Below are 19458 nucleotides of genomic sequence, written 5' to 3' on the forward strand. Positions count from 1 at the left end.
TTTGATTATATATCCATTACCAATTTTCCTTTTTTGCAGACAAGGGAGGGGGGCATCATACCTTGCTGGTAAAGAATTTCTTTGTAATCCTTGGTTGGAAATGCAATAAGATCTGCTAATAATCCAGTTTGTAGTATACCGCGATCCTTTAAGTTCAAAGCCGCAGCTGCCCTAAAAGTAATCCCGGACAATACCTCGGTATTGGTGAGTTTTTCAAAGGAGCCGAGCACGGCTGCCTGAACCAACAAATTACCCATTGGGGCGGAACCTGGGTTCCAATCACTGGCGATGGCCAAGGCTGCTCCGGCATCCAACAATCGGCGGGCAGGGGCATAGTTGCAGCCCAATCCCATAGAGGCGCCCGGCAAGGCGGTGGCCACTACATTGCTTTTGGCCAAAAGCTGAATTTCTTTTTCTGAACTGGCTTCCAGATGATCGGCACTTACTGCCTTATATTTAACCGCCACCCCACTGCCTCCGGTTGAGAATTGGTCGGCGTGTACGGTGATATCGAATCCCATGGCCTTGGCCTTGTCAAAATATGCTGCAATTGAAGCGGGAGAAAACGCCCCTTCTTCCACAAAGGCATCTATCCTATTGGTTAACTGTTCCTTTTTTAGAATTGGAAATAGTGAAGTGCTTATTTCCAAAAGATACTCGGCTGGACCCCCCTTGAAATCTTTTGGCACCATATGTGCCGCCAAACAGGTCGGAATCAGGTGGGACTGGCATTGTTCTTTGGCCAATGCAATGGCCCTTAACATTTTTAGTTCCTCCTGTACCGAAAGTCCGTAGCCGCTTTTCACTTCTATGGTAGTCACTCCATGGGTCAAATGTCTGTCCGCCCTTGTTTTTATACCCTCTATAAGGGAGGAAATTGTGGCTTTTCTTGTCTCGGTAACGGTATCCCAGATTCCACCGCCAGCTTTGGCAATCTCTAGATAGGTATTGCCGGAATTGCGGAGGGCATAGTCCTTGGCCCGGCTTCCTCCAAAGCAAATATGGGTATGGGCATCTATTAAGCCGGGAAGGCATACCATATTGGTTTTAATATGGATGTTTTCAGCATTTAGTCCATTTGCTTCCGCCTGAATTTGGGGATAAGTTCCTATGGCGTGAATTTTTTCATCTACCATAATAATACCCCCATTTTCCAAAATTGGCAATTGCTCGTCCGATAGGGCTCCTTTTAGCGGTAAACCTGCCATGGTCAAGATTTGTTTAAAGGGGCCTATAAGGGTATATTTTTTCATGTTTGTCTAAGGTCTATAGTATGCAGATTGTTGTTGATGGGTTCGCTGTAGTTTAATATTTTTCAAATTCCTCTTCGAATGGACTTTCCATTTTTAGATTGTGGCGTTTCATTGTTTTTTCTACCGAAAGTATTATGGTGCGGTCCTTGATCATTTCGATTCCTTTTTCAATATCATCGGAAAACACCCTGTCTTTATCCGCAAAGGCCACTTTTTTGCGAATAGTTTTGTGGACTTCATCCAACAATACTCCGGATTTCATAGGCTTTCTAAATTCAAAAGCCTGAGCTGCGGTGAGGAGTTCAATGGCCAATATTTTCTCTACATTTTCCAATACCTGAAGGGCCTTTCTGCCGCTGATGGATCCCATGCTTACATGGTCTTCCTGGCCTAGGGAAGTAGGGATGCTATCCGCACTGGCAGGGAAACACAAGCCTTTATTTTCACTGGCCAAAGCCGCAGTAGTGTATTGAAGAATCATATAGCCCGAATTGATTCCGGTATCTTTCATCAACAATTTGGGCACCCCGGGACTGTTGCCTTCCAGGGCCAAATAAATACGGCGGTCCGAGATGTTTCCAAGCTCTGAAGCGGCCAAGCATGCGTAGTCCAGCGCCATTGCCAATGGTTGTCCATGAAAATTGCCCCCACTAATCGTTAATTCCTCATTAATAATGATAGGGTTGTCCGTGACCGAGTTCAATTCTATCTCCAACAATTCCTTCAAATGCAACCAGGCGTTTCTGGAGGCCCCGTGTACTTGGGGAATACATCTTAGGGAATAGGGGTCCTGTACCCGTTCACAATCTATGTGGTCCTGCATAATTTCTGAATCTTCCAATAGGAAACGGATTCTTGAAGCTACATGGCCATTGCCTTTAAAGGGCCGTAGTTTGTGCAACTCATTATAAAATGGTTTTACACTACCCTGTAATCCTTCAATCATCATGGCCCCAATAATGTCGGCATGGGTAAGGCAAGCGTGCATTTTGTCTATGGCCATTACGGCATGGGCAGCAATAAATTGGGTGCCGTTAATTAGGGCCAGGCCTTCTTTTGGACCTAATTCCAAGGGTTCAAGGCCATAAATTCTATGAAGTTGATCTGTGGAGATCAATTTTCTTATATACCTGACTCTTCCCAATCCTATTAGCGGTAAAAATAAATGGGATAAGGGAGCAAGGTCACCGGAAGCTCCTACTGAACCTTGGGAGGGTACTATTGGAATAGCATCATTGTCTATGTGCCATATTATTCGGTCCAGGGTGGCTTCTGCAATGCCGGAAAAACCTTTGGCAAGGGAATGGGCCTTTAGCACGAGCATTAATTTGGCCATTTCGGTTGCGATAGGCTGTCCAATCCCTACACTATGGCTTTGAAGTATATTGTTTTGTAATATTTTGGTTTCGGATTTGGAAATCTTGGTGGTACACAAGGGGCCAAATCCGGTATTGATTCCGTAAACAGGTTTGCCCATTTCCACAATACGTGCCACGACTTCATAACTGGCCCGAATTTTTTTTCTTGCTTTTTCTGAGATTTGTCCTTGGATCGTTCCCCTAGTAAGGCCTAGGGCTAGACCTGCCGTTAAATGATCTTCCCCGAAAAAAAAGATTTTTTTTGAAGTAGTCATAGGATTATTTTTTATCAATATAAATTTATTGATTATGTTTGATAATCACCAATACTATTAATATACACACTTAATAACCATGGGTTATCAATTAGAGCTCAGACATTTCAATTATTTCTTGGCAGTGGCCGAAGAATTGCATTATAGAAAAGCTGCGGAAAAGCTTTGTATTTCACAACCGGGCTTGAGTAGACAGATTAAGCAAATGGAAGAGATTTTGGAGGTGAAGCTTTTTGTTCGGACCAAGAAGAAGGTAAGCCTTACGGCTGCGGGGGAATATCTCAAAAGTGAAATAGAGTTTATCCTGAACCATTTGGAAGTTACCAAAAAGCAGTTGAGGCATATTAGGGATGGTAATTTTGGGGAGGTTCGGATAGGATTTTTGGGCTCGGCCATGCAAGAAGTGATACCCAATCTCCTAATTAAGTTAAAGGATAAATTTCCTGGAATCCAGACCAATTTGGAGGAATTGTCCAACAATGCACAGGTCAATGCCATTTTAAAGGATAAATTGGATATGGGGTTTGTACGCACGGCCAGAGTACCTGAAGGACTGAATATTCAACCGGTCTATACCGACACTTTTTCTGTTGTCTTACCGGAATTATATCCGTTATTGACTAGGGAATTTACGGATGTAGGGCAATTGGCGGCAGAGAATTTTATTTTGTTCGCCCAAGATTATAGTCCGTTGTACTTTGATACAGTTATGAGCATTTGTGAGGATGCCGGTTTTACCCCCAAGGTTTCCCATAAATCGGTACATGCCCAGACCATTTTTAAGCTGGTGGAGAATAAATTGGGGATAGCCATAATACCCACTTCCTTACAGTACGGGTTTCAGATGAAGGTGAAATTTATTGAGCTTAAGAATATTCCACAAAGGGCAGTGCTTTCAGTGTGTTGGAAGGAGGATAACAGGAACCCTGCCTTGCGACATTGTATTAATTTGTTGTTGAAGCAATCAGAATAAGTGATTTAAAAACTTTAGCTTGTAATATTTAAATTGAGAGATTATGATTTTTGATATAATTAAGAGGCGTAGGTCTGTTTTTCCTGCCCAATATAATGATAAACCCATAAGTAAGGAGAACATTGAAAAGGTGTTGGAGGCCGCCAACTTTGCGCCAACCCATAAGAAAACGGAACCTTGGCGTTTTAAAGTACTACAGGGAGAGACAAAGGAAAAGTTGGGTTTGTTTCTGTCTTTGAAGTATATGGAAACCGACCCCAAGCCAAAGCAGTTCAAGGTAGAAAAGTTGATACAAAATCCAAAAAATGCTGCGGTTGTAATAGCCATTTGTATGCAACGCGACCCCCTAGAAAGTTTGCCCGAATGGGAAGAGGTGGCTGCAACGGCCATGGCAGTTCAAAATATGTGGCTTTGTTGTACCGAGATGGGTATAGGTAGCTATTGGAGCTCTCCCGGCCTGATTAAATATATGGACGACTTTTTTGAGCTGAACTCAGGAGAGGTATGCCTAGGATTTTTCTATATGGGCTATTATGACGAAGAAATTCCAGTGGTCAGCAAAGGCCCGTGGCAGGAAAAAGTTACCTGGATGTAATAATCCCGGTTAATTAAAAAAGGGAAATAAGTCCGATTTATATTCCCAAGCTTTATATATAAATAGGCCTAAATAGATTATGGTGACCATAAATTTCAGGAAGGTACCGGTTAAAAAGCCTAAAAAAGAACCAAAGGCGGCCTTTAGGGCCGTTTTTTGATCGGCTTTGTTGATTAGTTCCCCAGCCAAAGCCCCCAAAAAAGGCCAGATTATTATTCCAAAAAATCCAAGAACAGGAAATATTAAGGCTATTAAAAGTCCAATGGTAGTTCCTATCATACCCCATTTGCTTCCCCCGAATTTCTTGGTTCCCCAAACAGGAATAATATAATCCAAGGCAAAAACCATTACTGCAATTGCCAAGGTGAGACCCAGGAAGGTCCAGTCATCGGGAATGGCTTTGGTAAGATAGAGGAGCAGCAGGCCTACCCAACTAATGGGTGTTCCTGGTAATACCGGTAGAAAACTTCCCAATACGCCAACGAACATTAAAATGAACCCGATAATCAACAATGCAATATCCATAGGAATCTTTTGAACGCTTAGTTTGACGAAGATAGGAAGGATTTGTTACATGGATGGGGTAATAAAGGAGAAGCCACATAAGCTTGGTTTTGGCCAGTTTATATTTCAAATTTTGGTTGAGCATCTAGTGCGATTTCTCACCTTCGTTCGAAATGACTGGGTAGTCACTTCGACAGAGTCCCTTTTCGGGACGACGAGAAGTCGCACATATTGGTTTTGGGTGGGATGCATTTTCGTTATTGTTGTTAGGAGTGAATTGCAGAACACAATTCAAGTTCAAGTCCAGCTATCAGTGCGATTTAGCTCATGACATTTTATTTTAGGGGTATTCGTGAACCTTCGGTTTCTCCTCCCTGTCGGTCGTTCAAAATGACAGGGGTGGTCATTATGTTATTATTTGCTTTTCGAATAATTATGAATAATGAACTAAATTTGGGTAACACCAATCCGAGTTTTTAATTGTTTTACAATCATTTTGCATATATAACCACAAATGAACATCGTACAACCCTTTATGTAGGAGTGACCAATAATATACAACGTAGGTTGTCACAGCACTATTTTGATAGCCAAAATGCCAGGAAATCTTTCGCCGGAAAATACAACTGTATTTACTTGGTGTATTACGAAGGTTTTGAATCTCCAAAAGATGCAATTGCACGTGAAAAGGAAATTAAAAAATGGAGGAGGGAAAAGAAGAACAGCCTCATTTCTACTTTTAATCCTAAGTGGGAAACCTTAAACAATCAGATTGTTTAAGGAATTATAGGTCAAGTGTAGTCACTTCCACAGAGTCCCATTTTGGGGTCGACGAGAAGTCGCACATAATGGTTTTGGGCGATACTAGTCAGCAGTTTATATATTGGGAACAAATTTTATGTTCAGGTTTAGCCGCTAGTGCGATTTCTCCCTAGCGGTCGAAATGACTGGGAGTATTCACTTTGACATGAGGCAATTTCAGTGATGATCCAAACCTAAGTTGTCAATTGGAAATTATGTGCTTTTCCAAGGACTTGGGCTTACAATCCCTTCCGTCTCCTCGGCTGCTAGCCGAGAATCCACCTTGTCCTCCCGCGGAAAACGCGGGACAGGCTTATCCAAGGGAAGGAGCTTACGATGATTATACTTATGGTTTTATGTTACACAATGAAATGCTTAGAAAATGCTCCTTCCCCTAATCAGGGGAAGGTGGCTTCGACAAAGGAGAAGGCGGGAATCTATGCCCTACCTATATTCTATCAGGACTATTGGCTTTTCCAAGGACTTGGGCTTACAATCCCTTCCGTCTCCTCGGCTGCTAGCCGAGAATCCACCTTGTCCTCCCGCGGAAAACGCGGGACAGGTTTTGTCCAAGGGAAGGAGCTTACAATGATTATACTTATGGTTTTATGTCACACAATGAAATGCTTAAAAAATGCTCCTTCCCCTAATCAGGGGAAGGTGGCTTCGACAAAGGAGAAGCCGGAAGGGGTGAGAAACGCAGACCATTCCGTGTAATGAAGAGAATGCTTCGTCGCCATACCTCGTCGCAGGCGCAAGAGTCACGCTCGTGCCTACTTAGAATTCAGATTAAAAAAAATCCAGTAAGAGCTTGACGCTCGCAATTGCTTTTAAGATACAATAGCTTCAAAATAATTTTTAACTAAAAAATTAGTTTAAACTAATTTTTTAGTTATATTTGTTATAGCCTTCAACTAAAAAGTTAGTTAAATAGTGGTTGGGGACATGAAAAAATTATAAAATCGACAGATGAAACAGTTGACCAAAGCAGAGGAGGAAGTAATGCAGGTATTATGGCAGTTGCAGAAATGTAATGTGGCCGCAATCATAGATGAATTGCCGGAGCCCAAACCGGCGTACAATACAGTTTCCACCATTGTACGCATCTTGGAGAGCAAAGGTTTTGTAGATCACGAGCAAGAGGGCAGGGGCTATCTTTATTTTCCGCTGATCAAGAAATCGGATTACGGCAACCAGTCCATCAACAAATTGGTGGATGGCTATTTCCAGGGCTCGTTTAAAAGTATGGTATCCTTCTTTATGAAAAAGAACGATATGAGTCTTTCTGAATTGGAATCGATACTCAAGGACATTAAAGAAGAGAAGGAATGATACGGTACATTTTAGAATGCATGGCCTTCCAGCTATTGTTTTTGATAGTTTACGATCTGTTCCTAAAACGGGAGACCTTTTTTCAGTGGAACAGGGTGTACTTGATCGGGACATTTGTGCTTTCCCTATTTCTACCTTGGATAAAAATCGAGGCTTTTAAGACTACGGTATCTCCTGAATATTTTATTTATCCTGAATATCTATGGGGGATGGATATGTCTGAAGGGGTGATTGTTGCTCCTGAAAATTCACCTTCTTTTGATCTTTCTGCAACCGAAATAATATTTTATGGCGGAATGTCAATTGCAGCCTTGCTTTTTGCTTACAAATTGTTCCAAATAAACCGGCTAAAACGTCATGGCGAAATCCGTTACTTTAAAGACTTCACTAGGGTGTTAGTGCGCAATAGTAATATTGCCTTTTCCTTTTTTAGGTCGATTTTTTTGGGCGACCAAGTGTTGGAAAAGGAACATAAAAGCATTATTCAGCACGAGCTGGTACATATAGAACAAAGACATAGTTGGGACCTTTTGTTCTTTGAACTAATGCGCATAATAGGCTGGTTCAACCCCTTGATCTACGTTTATCAAAACAGGGTTTCCGAATTGCACGAGTTCATCGCCGATGCAAAAGTGGCCAAGACCCATAAGGCGGAGCAGTATCAATTGCTGTTGTCACAGGTCTTTCAGACCCAACATATTTCTTTCATCAATCAATTTTTTAAATCATCATTAGTCAAAAAACGAATCGTCATGTTACAAAAATCAAAATCAAAAAGAGTTTGGCAGCTAAAATATTTATTGTTGGTGCCGTTGGTAGTGGGAATGTTGGTGTACACTTCCATGGAGGCCAAAGAAAATGGAATTTCTGAGGAAGAACAAGCTACTGGCGATGCACAGTTAATAAAAAACATCAAATTGCCTCAACTTAGTAATCCTAATCAAGGCGATGTTGATGTTCCTTTTTCTCAAGTTGAAAAGGTTCCAGTTTTTCCCGGTTGCGAAGACGCGGAAAATATGAGGGCCTGTTTTCAAAAACAAATGCAGAAACATATTGGTAAGAATTTTAGATACCCCCAAGAAGCTCAGGAAAAAGGTATTCAGGGACGGGTGAATATTATGTTCGTTATTCAAAAAGACGGAAGTATAGGGAATGTTCGCATGCGCTCCCCGGATAAAATTTTGGAAGCAGAGGCAGCGCGAATTATTTCACTGTTACCACAAATGGCTCCTGGCGAACACAAGGGAAATAAGGTGAGGGTTGCTTATTCCATTCCCATTACATTTAAGTTGGAGGGAAAAGAGGAATTTGGTATAATGGAAAATAATGATGGAACATCAGATGTGGCCTTCGCCATTATAGACAAAGTTCCAGTCTACCCAGGTTGCGAGGATGCAGGGGATATGAGAGCCTGTTTTAATCAAATGTTGCAGAGGCATATTGGAAAGAATTTTAGATATCCCGAACAAGCCCAGGAAATTGGCATTCAGGGACGGGTAAATGTGCTGTTCATTATTCAGGAAGATGGAAGCATTGGTAATGTTAGTTTACGCGGTCCGGACAAATTATTGGAAGATGAGGCGGCCCGAATTATTTCTTTGTTGCCGCAAATGACCCCTGGGGAACACCGTGGTGAAAAAGTACGGGTACCTTTTTCGATTCCAATTACGTTTAAGCTTGAGGGCCCTAAAGACATTGACACATCTCAATCCCCAGAATTAATGTCAGTTTCGAATACGATGTCCGTAATGGCAAATGTTAAAAAGGTTGGTGGTAAGGAGTATCTTCGATGTATGGTTACCGATGGAACCAAAGGGTTGCCAGGGGTAAATGTTTCCGTACAAGGAAAAAATGAGGTTGTGGTTACAGACTTTAATGGGATAATTGAGATTGAAGCCCAAAAAGGAGAGGTCTTAACTTTTCAGTACAAAGGATTGCCCACTACTATGCTTGTCCTTACGGATCAACAGAAATACCATATTACCAATAAGTAAACATTACTATATGTTTCTTTAAGGTAACCACTGTGCTGTTGGTAAGGATATTTCTTGAAAATTGTAGCCCATAGGTTAAGATTATTCAACAGGAAATTGACGGCTACACCCCTTAAATTGATCAAAAAATTGTAATTTCCGCCCAGAATCTGGCATACATGAGGAAAGTTGCGGTTTTGGCTTGTTTTTGTCTTTTTACCTCTTGCGACTGGTTTACTTCCAAGGAAGAAAGAACCCAAGAATTGGTAAACGAGGAAATGCGCAATATAAATTTTAATGAGGTAGATCGTTATCCACTATTTGACAATTGTGATGAAATGATGGATAAAGCGGGACAATTGGATTGTTTTCAGAATACCCTTTTGGAACAATATACGGAGACTTTGGAGGATTTTGAATTTCAGTTCGTGTCCGATGTCAATACCAATATTTACGTAGATTTTCTGGTGGACTACAAAGGGGAAATATCCGTTTTGGAAGTACAGCGCAATGAGGATATTGAAAATCAGATTCCGGAATTTCGCAGTATTATCACCCAAAGTCTAAAAGGACTGCCCCATTTATCGCCCGCCTTAAAACGAGGTGTGCCCGTATCCTCCAAATTTAGGATTCCTATTATTGTGAATTCTAAATAAATAAAATCACTAAAAATTAAATAGCTTCTTCCTTGGCACACGAAAAGATAATATTGGGTATTGATCCTGGAACTACAATCATGGGCTTCGGCCTAATTAAGGTGGTGAATAAGAAAATGGAGTTTGTTCAAATGAACGAGCTCCTGCTTCAAAAATACAATGACCCCTATACCAAGCTAAAACTAATTTTTGAACGCACCATAGAACTCATCGACACCTATCACCCGGACGAAATAGCTATTGAAGCACCTTTCTTTGGTAAGAACGTCCAATCCATGCTCAAGTTAGGCAGGGCTCAAGGGGTAGCCATGGCCGCAGGATTGTCGCGCCAAATTCCCATCACGGAATACCTCCCAAAAAAGATTAAAATGGCCATTACGGGAAACGGCAACGCCAGTAAGGAACAGGTAGCCAAAATGCTTCAAAGCGTACTGAGTTTAAAGTCGCTCCCCAAAAACCTGGACAGTACGGATGGCCTGGCCGCTGCCGTATGCCATTTTTATAACGAAGGCCGAATAGAAGTTGGTAAAAGCTATAGTGGTTGGGATGCCTTTGTGAAACAAAACGGAGATAAAATCAATAAACAATAAACAATTAGCAATTACCAATACTTTGTATGGGAACAGATAGTAATCCTTTAGCCGATATATAGTGAACAGTAATCAGTAATGAGTAAACAGTATGGTAAGAGCCAACAGTTAAAATTCTGATCAGACCTATTTGCCAATTAATTCGAAGACTTATTTTTGATGTATTGAACAATAATCAGTAGTTATGAGATTTCAAGACTTATTGGCCTATAAAAAATCTTTTGCCTTGGCAATGAAGATTTTTGAAATTTCCAAAACCTTTCCTAAGGAAGAAAGATATTCCTTGACCGATCAAATAAGAAGATCTTCCAGAAGTGTTTCAGCTAATATTGCCGAATCTTATGCTAAGCGACTTTATCCTAAATATTTCATCAATAAATTAACCGATAGCGATGCTGAGAATTTAGAAACCCAAGTATGTATGGAATATGCTATGGAATGCCAATATATAAAAAAGGAAATATTCGATGAGATGGTAAGTGAAAGTCAGGAAATTGGGAAGCTAATTTATTTTATGATCAATAACCCCGATAAGTTTGGTTCCAAATAGGTTAATTTTACTGACCACTGACCACTGACCACTGACCACTGACCACTGACCACTGAAAAAATGAGCGGCATCTACGTACATATTCCTTTTTGCAAGCAGGCGTGCCATTACTGCGATTTTCATTTTTCCACCAATTTGGGGAAGAAGGAGGCTATGATATTGTCGCTGATAAAGGAACTGGAACTTAGGAAGGATGAGTTTAGGGATGAGGTGGTAGAGACCATTTACTTTGGGGGTGGAACGCCATCGGTTTTGAATACGGCCGAAATCGACCAGATAATTAGGGCAGTTTATAGTAATTATACCGTAGTAGCTGATCCTGAAATAACCTTGGAGGCCAATCCGGATGATCTGTCGAAAGAAAAGATAGAGGAATTGGGTAAATCGCCAATCAATAGGCTGAGTATCGGTATACAATCCTTTTTTGAGGAGGATTTGAAAATGATGAACAGGGCACATAATGCCCAAGAAGCTGTAGCATGTATTGCTATGGCAAAGTTGTATTTTGATAATATTTCCATCGATCTTATTTATGGCATTCCCGGAATGACCAATGAAAGATGGATTTCCAACATAGAAAAGGCCTTGGCTTTTGGGGTGCCGCACATTTCCAGCTATGCCCTTACCGTAGAATCTAAAACCGCCCTAAAAACATTTATAGACAAAGGACTTATCCCACCCGTGGATGATGAATTGGCAGAAGCACATTTCCATATTTTGGTCCAGAAATTGGCAGAAGCCGGATTTGTAAATTATGAGATTTCTAATTTTGGGAAACCTGGATATTTCTCCCGTAATAACACCGCTTATTGGCAAGGAAAAAAATATTTGGGAATAGGTCCGTCTGCACATTCCTATGACGGGCTTAGAAGAGGTTGGAATATTAATAACAATGCAAAATATATAAAAGCGATTGCCCAGAACGAGCTGCCCATGGAAACTGAGGTGTTGTCCATAACAGATCGTTACAACGAATATGTCATGACTGGTTTACGGACCATATGGGGTGTATCCCTGGAGCGAATCAAAACCGAGTTTGGTCAGAAGTTTTATGCCTATTTGACGCAACAGGCTCAAAAAAAAATAGAGGACGGACTACTTTATATTGAGAAGGATCATTTATTGGTCTCTAAAAAAGGCAAATTTTTAAGTGATGGGATTGCTGCCGATTTATTTTTGGTTAACTTGTCCTGAGCACGAATAACAAGTTCAGCATACATGAAAACCATTATAAAACACAATACTAAAAAATATACAATAGATCTGTCCAAGCCTTTGGATATCTCTATTCCCATTACTGGAAAGAGGACCAATGTAAATGCATGGTATGTAGATCCTCCAAAAATAGAGCCGCATACGGAAGGGGAATTTATAGGGAAGATCACAGAAGGGGCTTCCATCAATTTTAACGATATTAGTTTTAATCCTCATGCCCATGGCACCCATACCGAATGTATTGGTCATATAACGGAAGAGTTCTATTCCGTAAATAAAAGCCTTTCCAAATTCTTTTTTATGACAGAGGTCATTACCATAGCTCCGGAAAAGATTAATGGCGATTTTGTGATTTCTAAAAAGCAATTGCAATATGCCTTGGGCAATAAAAATAGGGAGGCAGTGGTCATTCGGACCATCCCTAACCTTAGGGACAAAATGACTAGGCAATATGCCAATACCAACCCCCCGTATTTATTGGAATCGGCAGCACAATTGTTGGTGGACAAGGGGGTGGAGCATTTGTTGATAGATCTTCCTTCCGTGGACAAGGAAAAGGATGACGGAGCCCTTTTGGCCCATAAAACCTTTTGGAATTACGATGGAAAACGGCGGTTGCACGCTACGATAACCGAGTTTGTTTTTGTGGCAAATTCCATCAAGGATGGGAAGTACTTTTTGAATCTTCAATTGGCTTCATTTGAAAATGATGCCAGCCCCAGTAGGCCTGTTTTATATTTAATAGAGGAATAATAATTAGGGGGTATGCGGTTACTTTTAAAAAGTGAGGAATTACTAATGTTCTGTCTGGGATTATATCTCTTTAGTTTGTTGGATTATAGCTGGTGGTGGTTTGTTGGGCTAATTTTGGCGCCAGATATAGGGATGCTTGGCTATATTATGGGAAATAAGATTGGTGCTATCGGATATAATATATTCCATCATAAGGGTTTGGCCATCGCTATTTATTTTCTCGGGATTTATCTTTCATTACCTTTGTGTCAGTTAATAGGGATTATCCTGTTTTCCCATGCTTCCATGGACAGGATATTTGGTTATGGGCTTAAATATAACAAGGGGTTTAAATACACCCACTTAGGTGAAATAGGTAAGGCAAATGAGTGATATATTGGAACTTTTTTTGGGCCTCATTCTCGGGGCCATTGCAATGTACTGGGTGTTTTCTTTTTTTCGTAAAAAGAGGAGTAAGGAACTCACGGAACATCAGTCGGCCATTTTATTGGATAAGATAAAAAGCGTTTGCAAATTAATCACCGTGGAGGGCGATTTTGCCGAAATTTATCGGTATGAAAATACCAAAGAGCGTTTTCTTAGCTTGGTAAGCAGCAAAAAGAAGGCCTTGATCATTATTAATGCCAAGGCGCACATTGGTTTTGATCTAAAGAAGTTGCAGATGTATGCCGATAACGATAAAAAAAGAATAATACTTACCAATTTTCCTCAACCTGAAATTCTGTCCATTTCCCCGGAACTACAGTTTTACGATATACAAAACGGACTTTTCAACTCCTTTACCCCAACGGACCTTACCTCCTTGAATATGGAGGCAAAACAACACATAAGGGATAAGATTCCTCAAAGTGGTTTAATGGATACCGCAAATAAAGAGGCTTTGGAGGCTGTACTTTTAGTCGAGAAGATTGTGGAGACCATAGGTTGGAAACTGGACTATTCTGCCCTGGAAATGAACAACCGAAAAAAGGACTTATTGGAGAAATAATTTCCTTTTTTACATAATCCCGATTTGGAATCAATTTTATTTATTTTAGCGAAATGATGGGATGGTCTCTATGGGGCATATTTTTGGTGGGACTTTGAAAACAAAATTTATAATGAAAACTTTATTTTATACTGTATTATTTTTAACAATGACCGTAGCAAGTTATGGTCAAAACAAAGAAGATATGAAGAACTTTGATTCCAATTTTGTGCACACCGTTTTTTTTTGGTTGAAGAATCCCGACAGCGTTGAGGATAGGAAGGCCTTTGAGACGTCCATCTTAAAATTTATGAGGGATTCCAAATACGCCAAGACCAACTTTGTGGGCGTACCGCCAAAGGCCACCCGTGATGTTGTGGATGGTTCCTTTACCTATTCCTTGGTGGTTTCCTTTGAATCGGCAGATGCACAGGCAAAATATCAGACAGAAGAAGCCCATAACCTATTTGTGGCGGAATCCAGCAATTTATGGTCTAAGGTTATCGTGTACGACTCCCAAGGGATTTAGTTCTATGTTATGTTGACTTATAGGCAGGCCAATGCCGGGGATTATTTGGAATTCGCCAAATTGCACGTAAAAAGTTGGCAACAACATTACAGAGGTGATTTTAGTGATCATTTTTTGGATGTTGAAGCTGCTTCGGAAAGAAAAGAGGTTTGGAAAGATAGACTAAGCAATCCCTCTCCTAATCAATTCGTTTTGGTTGCAGAACAGGATGGGGAAATCTGTGGATTTGCCTGTGCCTTTCTAGAGAATGATACCGAATACGGCACCTTATTGGATAATTTGCACGTATTGGAGAAGGTCAAGGGAAAGGGAATTGGCAGACATTTGATAAGCTTGGTGGCCCAGGAAGCACTGAAGAATAATCCCGAAGGAAAATTGTATTTATGGGTGTTGAAGAACAATGCCAGCGCAATGGCCTTTTATGAGCGTTTGGGAGGAGTTAATGGTGAAACCGTGGTAGGAAACGACATTGGTGATCAGGAAGTACTTAAATGCAGGGTAACATGGGAAAGTCTAAAAGTGCTGGCACATTGGTGATGCATTAGAACCGATATTATGAATATAGAGGAATTTAGGGAGCATTGTATTATTAAAAAAGGGGTTACGGAAGAATTCCCCTTTGATGCCGCCACCTTGGTGTTCAAGGTAATGGGCAAAATGTTTGCCCTAGTGCCTCTGGAGCGTATCCCATCCCAAGCCAATTTGAAATGCGATCCGGAAAGGGCCATTGAATTGCGGGAAACATACGATGGAAAAATCACTGCTGGGTACCATATGAGCAAAGTACATTGGAATACCCTTTATTTGGAGTCTTTGGCGCCTACTTTGGTCCAGGAATTGATAGACCATTCCTACGAACTGGTAGTTGCCGGTCTAACAAAAAAGTTACAGGCCCAACTTAAGGCTTTGGATTAACTACATTTGCATAAATTACATTTCAAATTCCTAAATGGATAACCTAAAAACATTTTATAGACACAGAGTTGAACTGCATACCGGATTGTTGGGGCAGGTAAAAAGACAACTGGCCTTATCCAGTACCATCAGATTGATCGTTTTTGTTTTCGCGGCCGGCTTGACCTACCTTTTTTTTGGGGATACCAAATTGGTCTTGGGAACAGTCATAGTTGCCATAGGCCTGTTTTTATTTTTGGTTTCCAAACATACGGATTTACAGTACAGGAGGGACAAACTTTTGGCCCTAATAAAAATAAATGAAACGGAAATTAAGGTGTTGGAACGCAATTTTCATCACCTTCCCGATGGTTCGGAATATAAGGATCCTACCCATTTTTTTGCCCAGGACATTGACCTGTTCGGAAAAGGGTCTTACTATCAATATAGTAATCGTACCGCCTTGCTCCAAGGTAGCGATATGTTGGCGGAGATGCTATTGTCCAATAACTTGGCCAATATTGCCGACAAGCAGAAGGCTGTGGAAGAATTATCCAAATTACCCGATTGGAGACAGGAATTTTCTGCAATAGCTATCCTGGTAAAAACGGATACTACCACCAAAACCATAGTTTCATGGCTTTCTGGCTATAAGGCATACGTTCCCAAGGTAATGCGTTTTGTGTCCTATGCTTTTTCTTTGGTTTCCCTGATTTTAATTGGAGGATACTTGTTTGGGCTATTACCCGGTTACCCAATTTTCATGATACTATTGGCGGGTTTGTTATTGAGTGGTTTTTACCTAAAAGGCACTTCTAAATTGGCTTCGGATGCCAATAGGTTACAAAGTACCTTTCAGCAATATCAAAAATTGATTCTAAAAATAGAGGAACAGGAATTTACCTCCGATCTTTTAAGGGAAAAGAGGAATTCTGTGGTCTCCCAGAAAGAGTTGGCCTCAAAAGTTTTAAAGGAATTCTCTGAAATTCTCGGTGCCTTGGACCAAAGGAACAATATGTTTTTTGCCTTGTTGGGGAACGGATTTTTTCTTTGGGATTTGTTACAGGCGTACAGGATAGAACGGTGGATAGGCCAGCACGGGCCAAAGGTGGAACAGTGGTTTAACGCCATAGCCTTTTTTGATGCCTTTAATAGTTTGGGGAATTTTGCCCATAATCACCCCAGCTATAGCTATCCGAAGTTGGTGGAAAACGAGATTGTCCTGAAATCGGTGAAGGCATCACATCCTTTATTGGATCCCCAAAAAGCGGTTCCCAATGATATAACGATCCTTAAGGAACAGTTTTTTATTGTCACCGGAGCCAATATGGCCGGGAAAAGTACCTTTTTACGAACGGTTTCCCTGCAAATTGTCATGGCCAACGTAGGACTTCCTATATGCGCCCAATCTTCGGAATATTCCCCTATTAAATTAATAACCAGCATGCGGACTACTGATTCCCTTACGGATGATGAATCTTATTTCTTTTCCGAATTGAAGCGGTTGAAGTTTATCGTGGATGAAATACAGAAGGACAAATATTTTATTGTTTTGGATGAAATCCTAAAAGGGACCAACAGCATGGATAAGGCTATTGGCTCACGGAAGTTTGTTGAAAAGTTGGTGGCCTCAAAATCTACCGGGATTATTGCGACCCATGATTTAAGTTTATGTGAAGTTTCAGAGGAGTTGCCCCAGGTTATGAATTACTATTTTGATGCTGAAATCATTAATAATGAACTTAATTTCGATTACACCTTTAAAACAGGGGTTTGTAAAAATATGAATGCATCTTTCTTGTTAAAAAAGATGGAAATAGTGGAATAACCACTATGGTTTAGGTAGGAAATTGTAAATTTTCAGTACCCTTCGACGAAATGAGGGCATAGCTCTTTTGAATAAATAATCAGGATGGATTCGCTAACACAGATAGTACTGGGTGCCGCAGTGGGAGAAGCGGTTTTAGGTAAGAAAGTAGGCAATAAAGCCATGCTTTACGGAGCTATTGCCGGGACCATACCCGACTTGGATGTTTTAGCCAATTACGTTACCGATACTGTTACCGCTATAGAATGGCATAGAGGGTTTACCCACTCTATCTTCTTTTCCATAATTTTTGCCCCTATCTTCGGTTGGTTAGTTTTTAAATTGGAACGGAAGGGGCCTGCCACATGGAAGGAATGGTCATGGTTGTTCTTTTGGGGACTTTTTACCCATCCCATTTTAGATGCCTTTACCACGTGGGGGACCCAACTTTTTTGGCCATTTGATCTTAGGGTAGCTTTTCAGAACATCTTCGTTATTGATCCCTTGTACACCTTGCCCTTTTTGCTGTTCCTTATTCTGGCTCTGCGCCAAAAGCGCAATCTAGCGCTGCGGTGGCGTTATAATATGTGGGGGTTGACCATTAGTAGTTTGTATTTGGGACTTAGCTTGGTGCTCAAAGGAGTGGCTTATAAAAAGATTACCGATAGTTTGGACGCACAGGGAATAGCTTATACGGAAATAGATACTAGGCCTTCTCCATTTAATACTGTTCTTTGGTCTGCCAATGTGGATGCGGGGGATGCCTACCTCATTGGGAACTACTCTTTTTTCGATAATAAGCCAGTTCTGTTCAGTCGGTATCCAAAAAACCACGAATTGTTGGGTGGCTTGGCCCAAAGTGATAAGATTCAACGGCTGAAAAAAATTACTGAAGGTTGGTATACGATTAATGAGGTAAACGGGCAGTTGTTTTTTAATGACCTGCGATTCGGGTTGATGAGTTTGGATCCCAAGGAGCAGCAATTTGCCTTTAATTATAAGTTGGTTCCCAAGGATGGGGAGCTGTTGGTAGAGGAAAGTCCAAAATTAAAAAGGGATGCCAAAAAGCTCCTTTTGGCCCTATGGGCACGTATGTGGGGGAATTAACGCAATGCTTTAGGTCTCAGATATGGTCCCCTCGAGCGGAGTCGAGAGGTGTTGGACACTTATAATGTTAAAATGAGGTTTCGACTGCGCTCAACCGGACAGTCGGGGGATTTTGGCCATATTGTCCTATAGATTTTAAACGAGAGGTTGAAGGTAAAGGTTAATCCCGTTGGGAGATTAGCTTTATCTCTATAAGCTCTTTACTTGCACCTCATGAAAGGCATCGGCCTGTAACTTCAACAATTCCTCTGCTTTTTGTTTTTTGTATTTGTAAATTTCCTCTTCTTCTGCTATTTCACTGTAGATTTTATTGTTTAAAATGGTATCTGTTTCCAATACTTTTTCACGTTGCCCAACCTTTTGGGTTACCCAGGTCCTTAGGGCACTTTCTTGGTCTTCCAGCTTATAATCGTAAGCCCCTTTAGGGGAAAGCAATTTTGCTACTATGGGTGATGTTTCTATAGCTAGGAACAAAAGAAAAATAAAGAAAGAGGGCAACCATGGCAATTTATCCAGGGCATTTATTCTAGCCAGGAGTCCGTCGAAACCATCAATAATGGGTTGAGTAGTTGTTATTTGATCTGCATATTCCAGATCCAGAGCAACGATCTGCGCCTCCAAGGCTGAAATTTTTTCGGAGTTCATTTGTTTTAGGGCCTGCAGTTCGGCCAGGGCGACATCGTGTTTGTCCCTTTTTTCCTTGTATACTGGCCCCTTGCCCAGTAATTTGGTACCTGCGGTTCCTTCTGCCTCGGAGATATAGGTGTCGTAAAGGGCATTTGTTTCGGCCTCCTTGGTAATAATTTCATTTTTAAGGCCCAATATATCGTTCTTTAGTTGTTCGGTTTTTGGGGTGTATTGTGTGGCAATTTGCTCCTTATTGGCAAGCGTCATCGTATTTTTTTCCTCTAGGAGTACCTGATTGATCTCTTTTTCAAAAATTTTCATTTCCAAAGGTTTGGAGATGACGATGGCGATAATGATGGCTAATATTAGTCGCGGGGTTGCCTGTAATAATTCGCTCTTAAAACTAGCGCTCTTTTTTATGGTAGATACAATAAATCGGTCCAGATTAAAAATGAGAAGCCCACAAATAAGGCCGAAAAAAATGGAGGTATAGATATTGTCGAAGACGGTAAATAGGGCATAGGCACTAGCTATAAATGCCATGACTGCCGTAAAGAAGACGGTAGCGCCAATTCCGGCGTATTTGTTTTGTTCTCCTTTGGAGCAAGTTTTGAGAATATCGGTATCGGCCCCGGAGCAGAGCATAAAGAATTGCTGTAACATAGTGATCTGATTTTGATTGATGTTCCTATAGACTGT

Annotated in this window: 22 protein-coding genes; 18 read left to right on the plus strand and 4 right to left on the minus strand. The window is 41.0% G+C overall.

Going from position 1 to position 19458, the window contains the following annotated elements; genetic code table 11:
* Positions 1–5 precede the first annotated feature (5 nt).
* Both hutI and hutH read right to left on the minus strand, forming a co-directional pair.
* Positions 6–1253 (minus strand): imidazolonepropionase, encoded by a 1248-nt coding sequence (gene hutI / locus KO529_RS07665; RefSeq protein WP_215947331.1) that lies wholly within the window; start codon positions 1251–1253, stop codon positions 6–8.
* Positions 1254–1305: 52 nt separating this feature from the next.
* Positions 1306–2886: a histidine ammonia-lyase gene (hutH, locus tag KO529_RS07670; protein ID WP_215947332.1), complete on the minus strand. Its 1581-nt coding sequence runs from the start codon at positions 2884–2886 to the stop codon at positions 1306–1308.
* A 79-nt stretch (positions 2887–2965) separates the two neighbouring features.
* Here hutH and KO529_RS07675 point away from each other — a divergent pair, with 79 nt between their 5' ends.
* A complete protein-coding gene (locus KO529_RS07675; protein ID WP_215947333.1) occupies positions 2966–3859 on the plus strand; it encodes a LysR family transcriptional regulator in 894 nt (297 codons plus the stop codon).
* A 43-nt stretch (positions 3860–3902) separates the two neighbouring features.
* Positions 3903–4454 (plus strand): nitroreductase family protein, encoded by a 552-nt coding sequence (locus KO529_RS07680; protein WP_215947334.1) that lies wholly within the window; start codon positions 3903–3905, stop codon positions 4452–4454.
* 9 nt (positions 4455–4463) lie between these two features.
* On the opposite strand, the gene KO529_RS07685 is transcribed toward KO529_RS07680, so the two are convergent.
* Complete coding sequence (locus tag KO529_RS07685) at positions 4464–4979, minus strand: DUF456 domain-containing protein (protein ID WP_215947335.1); 516 nt, start codon at positions 4977–4979, stop codon at positions 4464–4466.
* A gap of 459 nt (positions 4980–5438) precedes the next feature.
* Here KO529_RS07685 and KO529_RS07690 point away from each other — a divergent pair, with 459 nt between their 5' ends.
* The 16 genes from KO529_RS07690 (at position 5439) to KO529_RS07765 (ending at position 18132) form a co-directional block, all read left to right on the plus strand.
* Positions 5439–5738: a GIY-YIG nuclease family protein gene (locus tag KO529_RS07690; protein ID WP_215947336.1), complete on the plus strand. Its 300-nt coding sequence runs from the start codon at positions 5439–5441 to the stop codon at positions 5736–5738.
* Between the two features lie 387 nt (positions 5739–6125).
* Positions 6126–6476: a hypothetical protein gene (locus KO529_RS07695; protein WP_215947337.1), complete on the plus strand. Its 351-nt coding sequence runs from the start codon at positions 6126–6128 to the stop codon at positions 6474–6476.
* A gap of 252 nt (positions 6477–6728) precedes the next feature.
* The gene (locus KO529_RS07700) at positions 6729–7091 is read left to right on the plus strand and encodes a BlaI/MecI/CopY family transcriptional regulator (RefSeq protein WP_110356990.1); all 363 of its coding nucleotides are present in this window, start codon (positions 6729–6731) and stop codon (positions 7089–7091) included.
* On the plus strand, positions 7088–9085 hold the full coding sequence (locus KO529_RS07705) for a TonB family protein (protein WP_215947338.1): 1998 nt from the start codon (positions 7088–7090) through the stop codon (positions 9083–9085). The genes KO529_RS07700 and KO529_RS07705 overlap by 4 nt, the downstream gene beginning before the upstream one ends.
* A 158-nt stretch (positions 9086–9243) precedes the next feature.
* The gene (locus KO529_RS07710) at positions 9244–9720 is read left to right on the plus strand and encodes a hypothetical protein (protein WP_215947339.1); all 477 of its coding nucleotides are present in this window, start codon (positions 9244–9246) and stop codon (positions 9718–9720) included.
* A 32-nt stretch (positions 9721–9752) separates the two neighbouring features.
* Positions 9753–10310 carry a crossover junction endodeoxyribonuclease RuvC gene (gene ruvC / locus KO529_RS07715; RefSeq protein ID WP_215947340.1) on the plus strand — a complete coding sequence of 186 codons (558 nt, stop codon included), beginning with the start codon at positions 9753–9755 and terminating at the stop codon, positions 10308–10310.
* 184 nt (positions 10311–10494) lie between these two features.
* Entirely contained in the window at positions 10495–10860 is a 366-nt protein-coding gene (locus KO529_RS07720; protein WP_215947341.1) for a four helix bundle protein, read from the plus strand.
* 60 nt (positions 10861–10920) lie between these two features.
* On the plus strand, positions 10921–12054 hold the full coding sequence (gene hemW, locus KO529_RS07725) for a radical SAM family heme chaperone HemW (protein ID WP_215947342.1): 1134 nt from the start codon (positions 10921–10923) through the stop codon (positions 12052–12054).
* 24 nt (positions 12055–12078) lie between these two features.
* Complete coding sequence (locus KO529_RS07730) at positions 12079–12828, plus strand: cyclase family protein (protein WP_215947343.1); 750 nt, start codon at positions 12079–12081, stop codon at positions 12826–12828.
* Between the two features lie 12 nt (positions 12829–12840).
* Positions 12841–13200 carry a DUF4260 domain-containing protein gene (locus KO529_RS07735; protein WP_215947344.1) on the plus strand — a complete coding sequence of 120 codons (360 nt, stop codon included), beginning with the start codon at positions 12841–12843 and terminating at the stop codon, positions 13198–13200.
* The gene (locus KO529_RS07740; RefSeq protein WP_215947345.1) at positions 13193–13816 is read left to right on the plus strand and encodes a DUF4230 domain-containing protein; all 624 of its coding nucleotides are present in this window, start codon (positions 13193–13195) and stop codon (positions 13814–13816) included. Before KO529_RS07735 ends, KO529_RS07740 begins: the two co-directional genes overlap by 8 nt.
* Positions 13817–13928: 112 nt before the next feature.
* Positions 13929–14324 (plus strand): Dabb family protein, encoded by a 396-nt coding sequence (locus KO529_RS07745; protein WP_215947346.1) that lies wholly within the window; start codon positions 13929–13931, stop codon positions 14322–14324.
* A gap of 9 nt (positions 14325–14333) precedes the next feature.
* Positions 14334–14861 carry a GNAT family N-acetyltransferase gene (locus KO529_RS07750; protein ID WP_215947347.1) on the plus strand — a complete coding sequence of 176 codons (528 nt, stop codon included), beginning with the start codon at positions 14334–14336 and terminating at the stop codon, positions 14859–14861.
* 18 nt (positions 14862–14879) lie between these two features.
* The gene (locus KO529_RS07755; RefSeq protein ID WP_215947348.1) at positions 14880–15239 is read left to right on the plus strand and encodes an MmcQ/YjbR family DNA-binding protein; all 360 of its coding nucleotides are present in this window, start codon (positions 14880–14882) and stop codon (positions 15237–15239) included.
* A gap of 34 nt (positions 15240–15273) precedes the next feature.
* Entirely contained in the window at positions 15274–17046 is a 1773-nt protein-coding gene (locus tag KO529_RS07760) for a MutS-related protein (protein WP_215947349.1), read from the plus strand.
* An 84-nt stretch (positions 17047–17130) separates the two neighbouring features.
* Entirely contained in the window at positions 17131–18132 is a 1002-nt protein-coding gene (locus KO529_RS07765; RefSeq protein WP_215947350.1) for a metal-dependent hydrolase, read from the plus strand.
* Positions 18133–18321: 189 nt separating this feature from the next.
* On the opposite strand, the gene KO529_RS07770 is transcribed toward KO529_RS07765, so the two are convergent.
* The gene (locus KO529_RS07770) at positions 18322–19422 is read right to left on the minus strand and encodes a DUF4407 domain-containing protein (protein WP_215947351.1); all 1101 of its coding nucleotides are present in this window, start codon (positions 19420–19422) and stop codon (positions 18322–18324) included.
* Positions 19423–19458 lie beyond the last annotated feature (36 nt).

The sequence above is a fragment of the Arenibacter algicola genome (assembly GCF_018860365.1).
Taxonomy (GTDB): Bacteria; Bacteroidota; Bacteroidia; order Flavobacteriales; family Flavobacteriaceae; genus Arenibacter; species Arenibacter algicola_B.

Coding starts and splice junctions, on each gene's coding strand:
- KO529_RS07720 (WP_215947341.1), top strand. CDS start 10,495: ATGAGATTTCAAGACTTATTGGCCTATAAAAAATCTTTTGCCTTGGCA.
- KO529_RS07675 (WP_215947333.1), top strand. CDS start 2,966: ATGGGTTATCAATTAGAGCTCAGACATTTCAATTATTTCTTGGCAGTG.
- KO529_RS07750 (WP_215947347.1), top strand. CDS start 14,334: ATGTTGACTTATAGGCAGGCCAATGCCGGGGATTATTTGGAATTCGCC.
- KO529_RS07740 (WP_215947345.1), top strand. CDS start 13,193: ATGAGTGATATATTGGAACTTTTTTTGGGCCTCATTCTCGGGGCCATT.
- KO529_RS07700 (WP_110356990.1), top strand. CDS start 6,729: ATGAAACAGTTGACCAAAGCAGAGGAGGAAGTAATGCAGGTATTATGG.
- KO529_RS07735 (WP_215947344.1), top strand. CDS start 12,841: ATGCGGTTACTTTTAAAAAGTGAGGAATTACTAATGTTCTGTCTGGGA.
- KO529_RS07695 (WP_215947337.1), top strand. CDS start 6,126: ATGAAATGCTTAGAAAATGCTCCTTCCCCTAATCAGGGGAAGGTGGCT.
- KO529_RS07710 (WP_215947339.1), top strand. CDS start 9,244: ATGAGGAAAGTTGCGGTTTTGGCTTGTTTTTGTCTTTTTACCTCTTGC.
- KO529_RS07745 (WP_215947346.1), top strand. CDS start 13,929: ATGAAAACTTTATTTTATACTGTATTATTTTTAACAATGACCGTAGCA.
- KO529_RS07730 (WP_215947343.1), top strand. CDS start 12,079: ATGAAAACCATTATAAAACACAATACTAAAAAATATACAATAGATCTG.
- hutH (WP_215947332.1), bottom strand. CDS start 2,886: ATGACTACTTCAAAAAAAATCTTTTTTTTCGGGGAAGATCATTTAACG.
- KO529_RS07760 (WP_215947349.1), top strand. CDS start 15,274: ATGGATAACCTAAAAACATTTTATAGACACAGAGTTGAACTGCATACC.
- hutI (WP_215947331.1), bottom strand. CDS start 1,253: ATGAAAAAATATACCCTTATAGGCCCCTTTAAACAAATCTTGACCATG.
- KO529_RS07770 (WP_215947351.1), bottom strand. CDS start 19,422: ATGTTACAGCAATTCTTTATGCTCTGCTCCGGGGCCGATACCGATATT.
- KO529_RS07765 (WP_215947350.1), top strand. CDS start 17,131: ATGGATTCGCTAACACAGATAGTACTGGGTGCCGCAGTGGGAGAAGCG.
- hemW (WP_215947342.1), top strand. CDS start 10,921: ATGAGCGGCATCTACGTACATATTCCTTTTTGCAAGCAGGCGTGCCAT.
- KO529_RS07755 (WP_215947348.1), top strand. CDS start 14,880: ATGAATATAGAGGAATTTAGGGAGCATTGTATTATTAAAAAAGGGGTT.
- KO529_RS07680 (WP_215947334.1), top strand. CDS start 3,903: ATGATTTTTGATATAATTAAGAGGCGTAGGTCTGTTTTTCCTGCCCAA.
- KO529_RS07685 (WP_215947335.1), bottom strand. CDS start 4,979: ATGGATATTGCATTGTTGATTATCGGGTTCATTTTAATGTTCGTTGGC.
- KO529_RS07705 (WP_215947338.1), top strand. CDS start 7,088: ATGATACGGTACATTTTAGAATGCATGGCCTTCCAGCTATTGTTTTTG.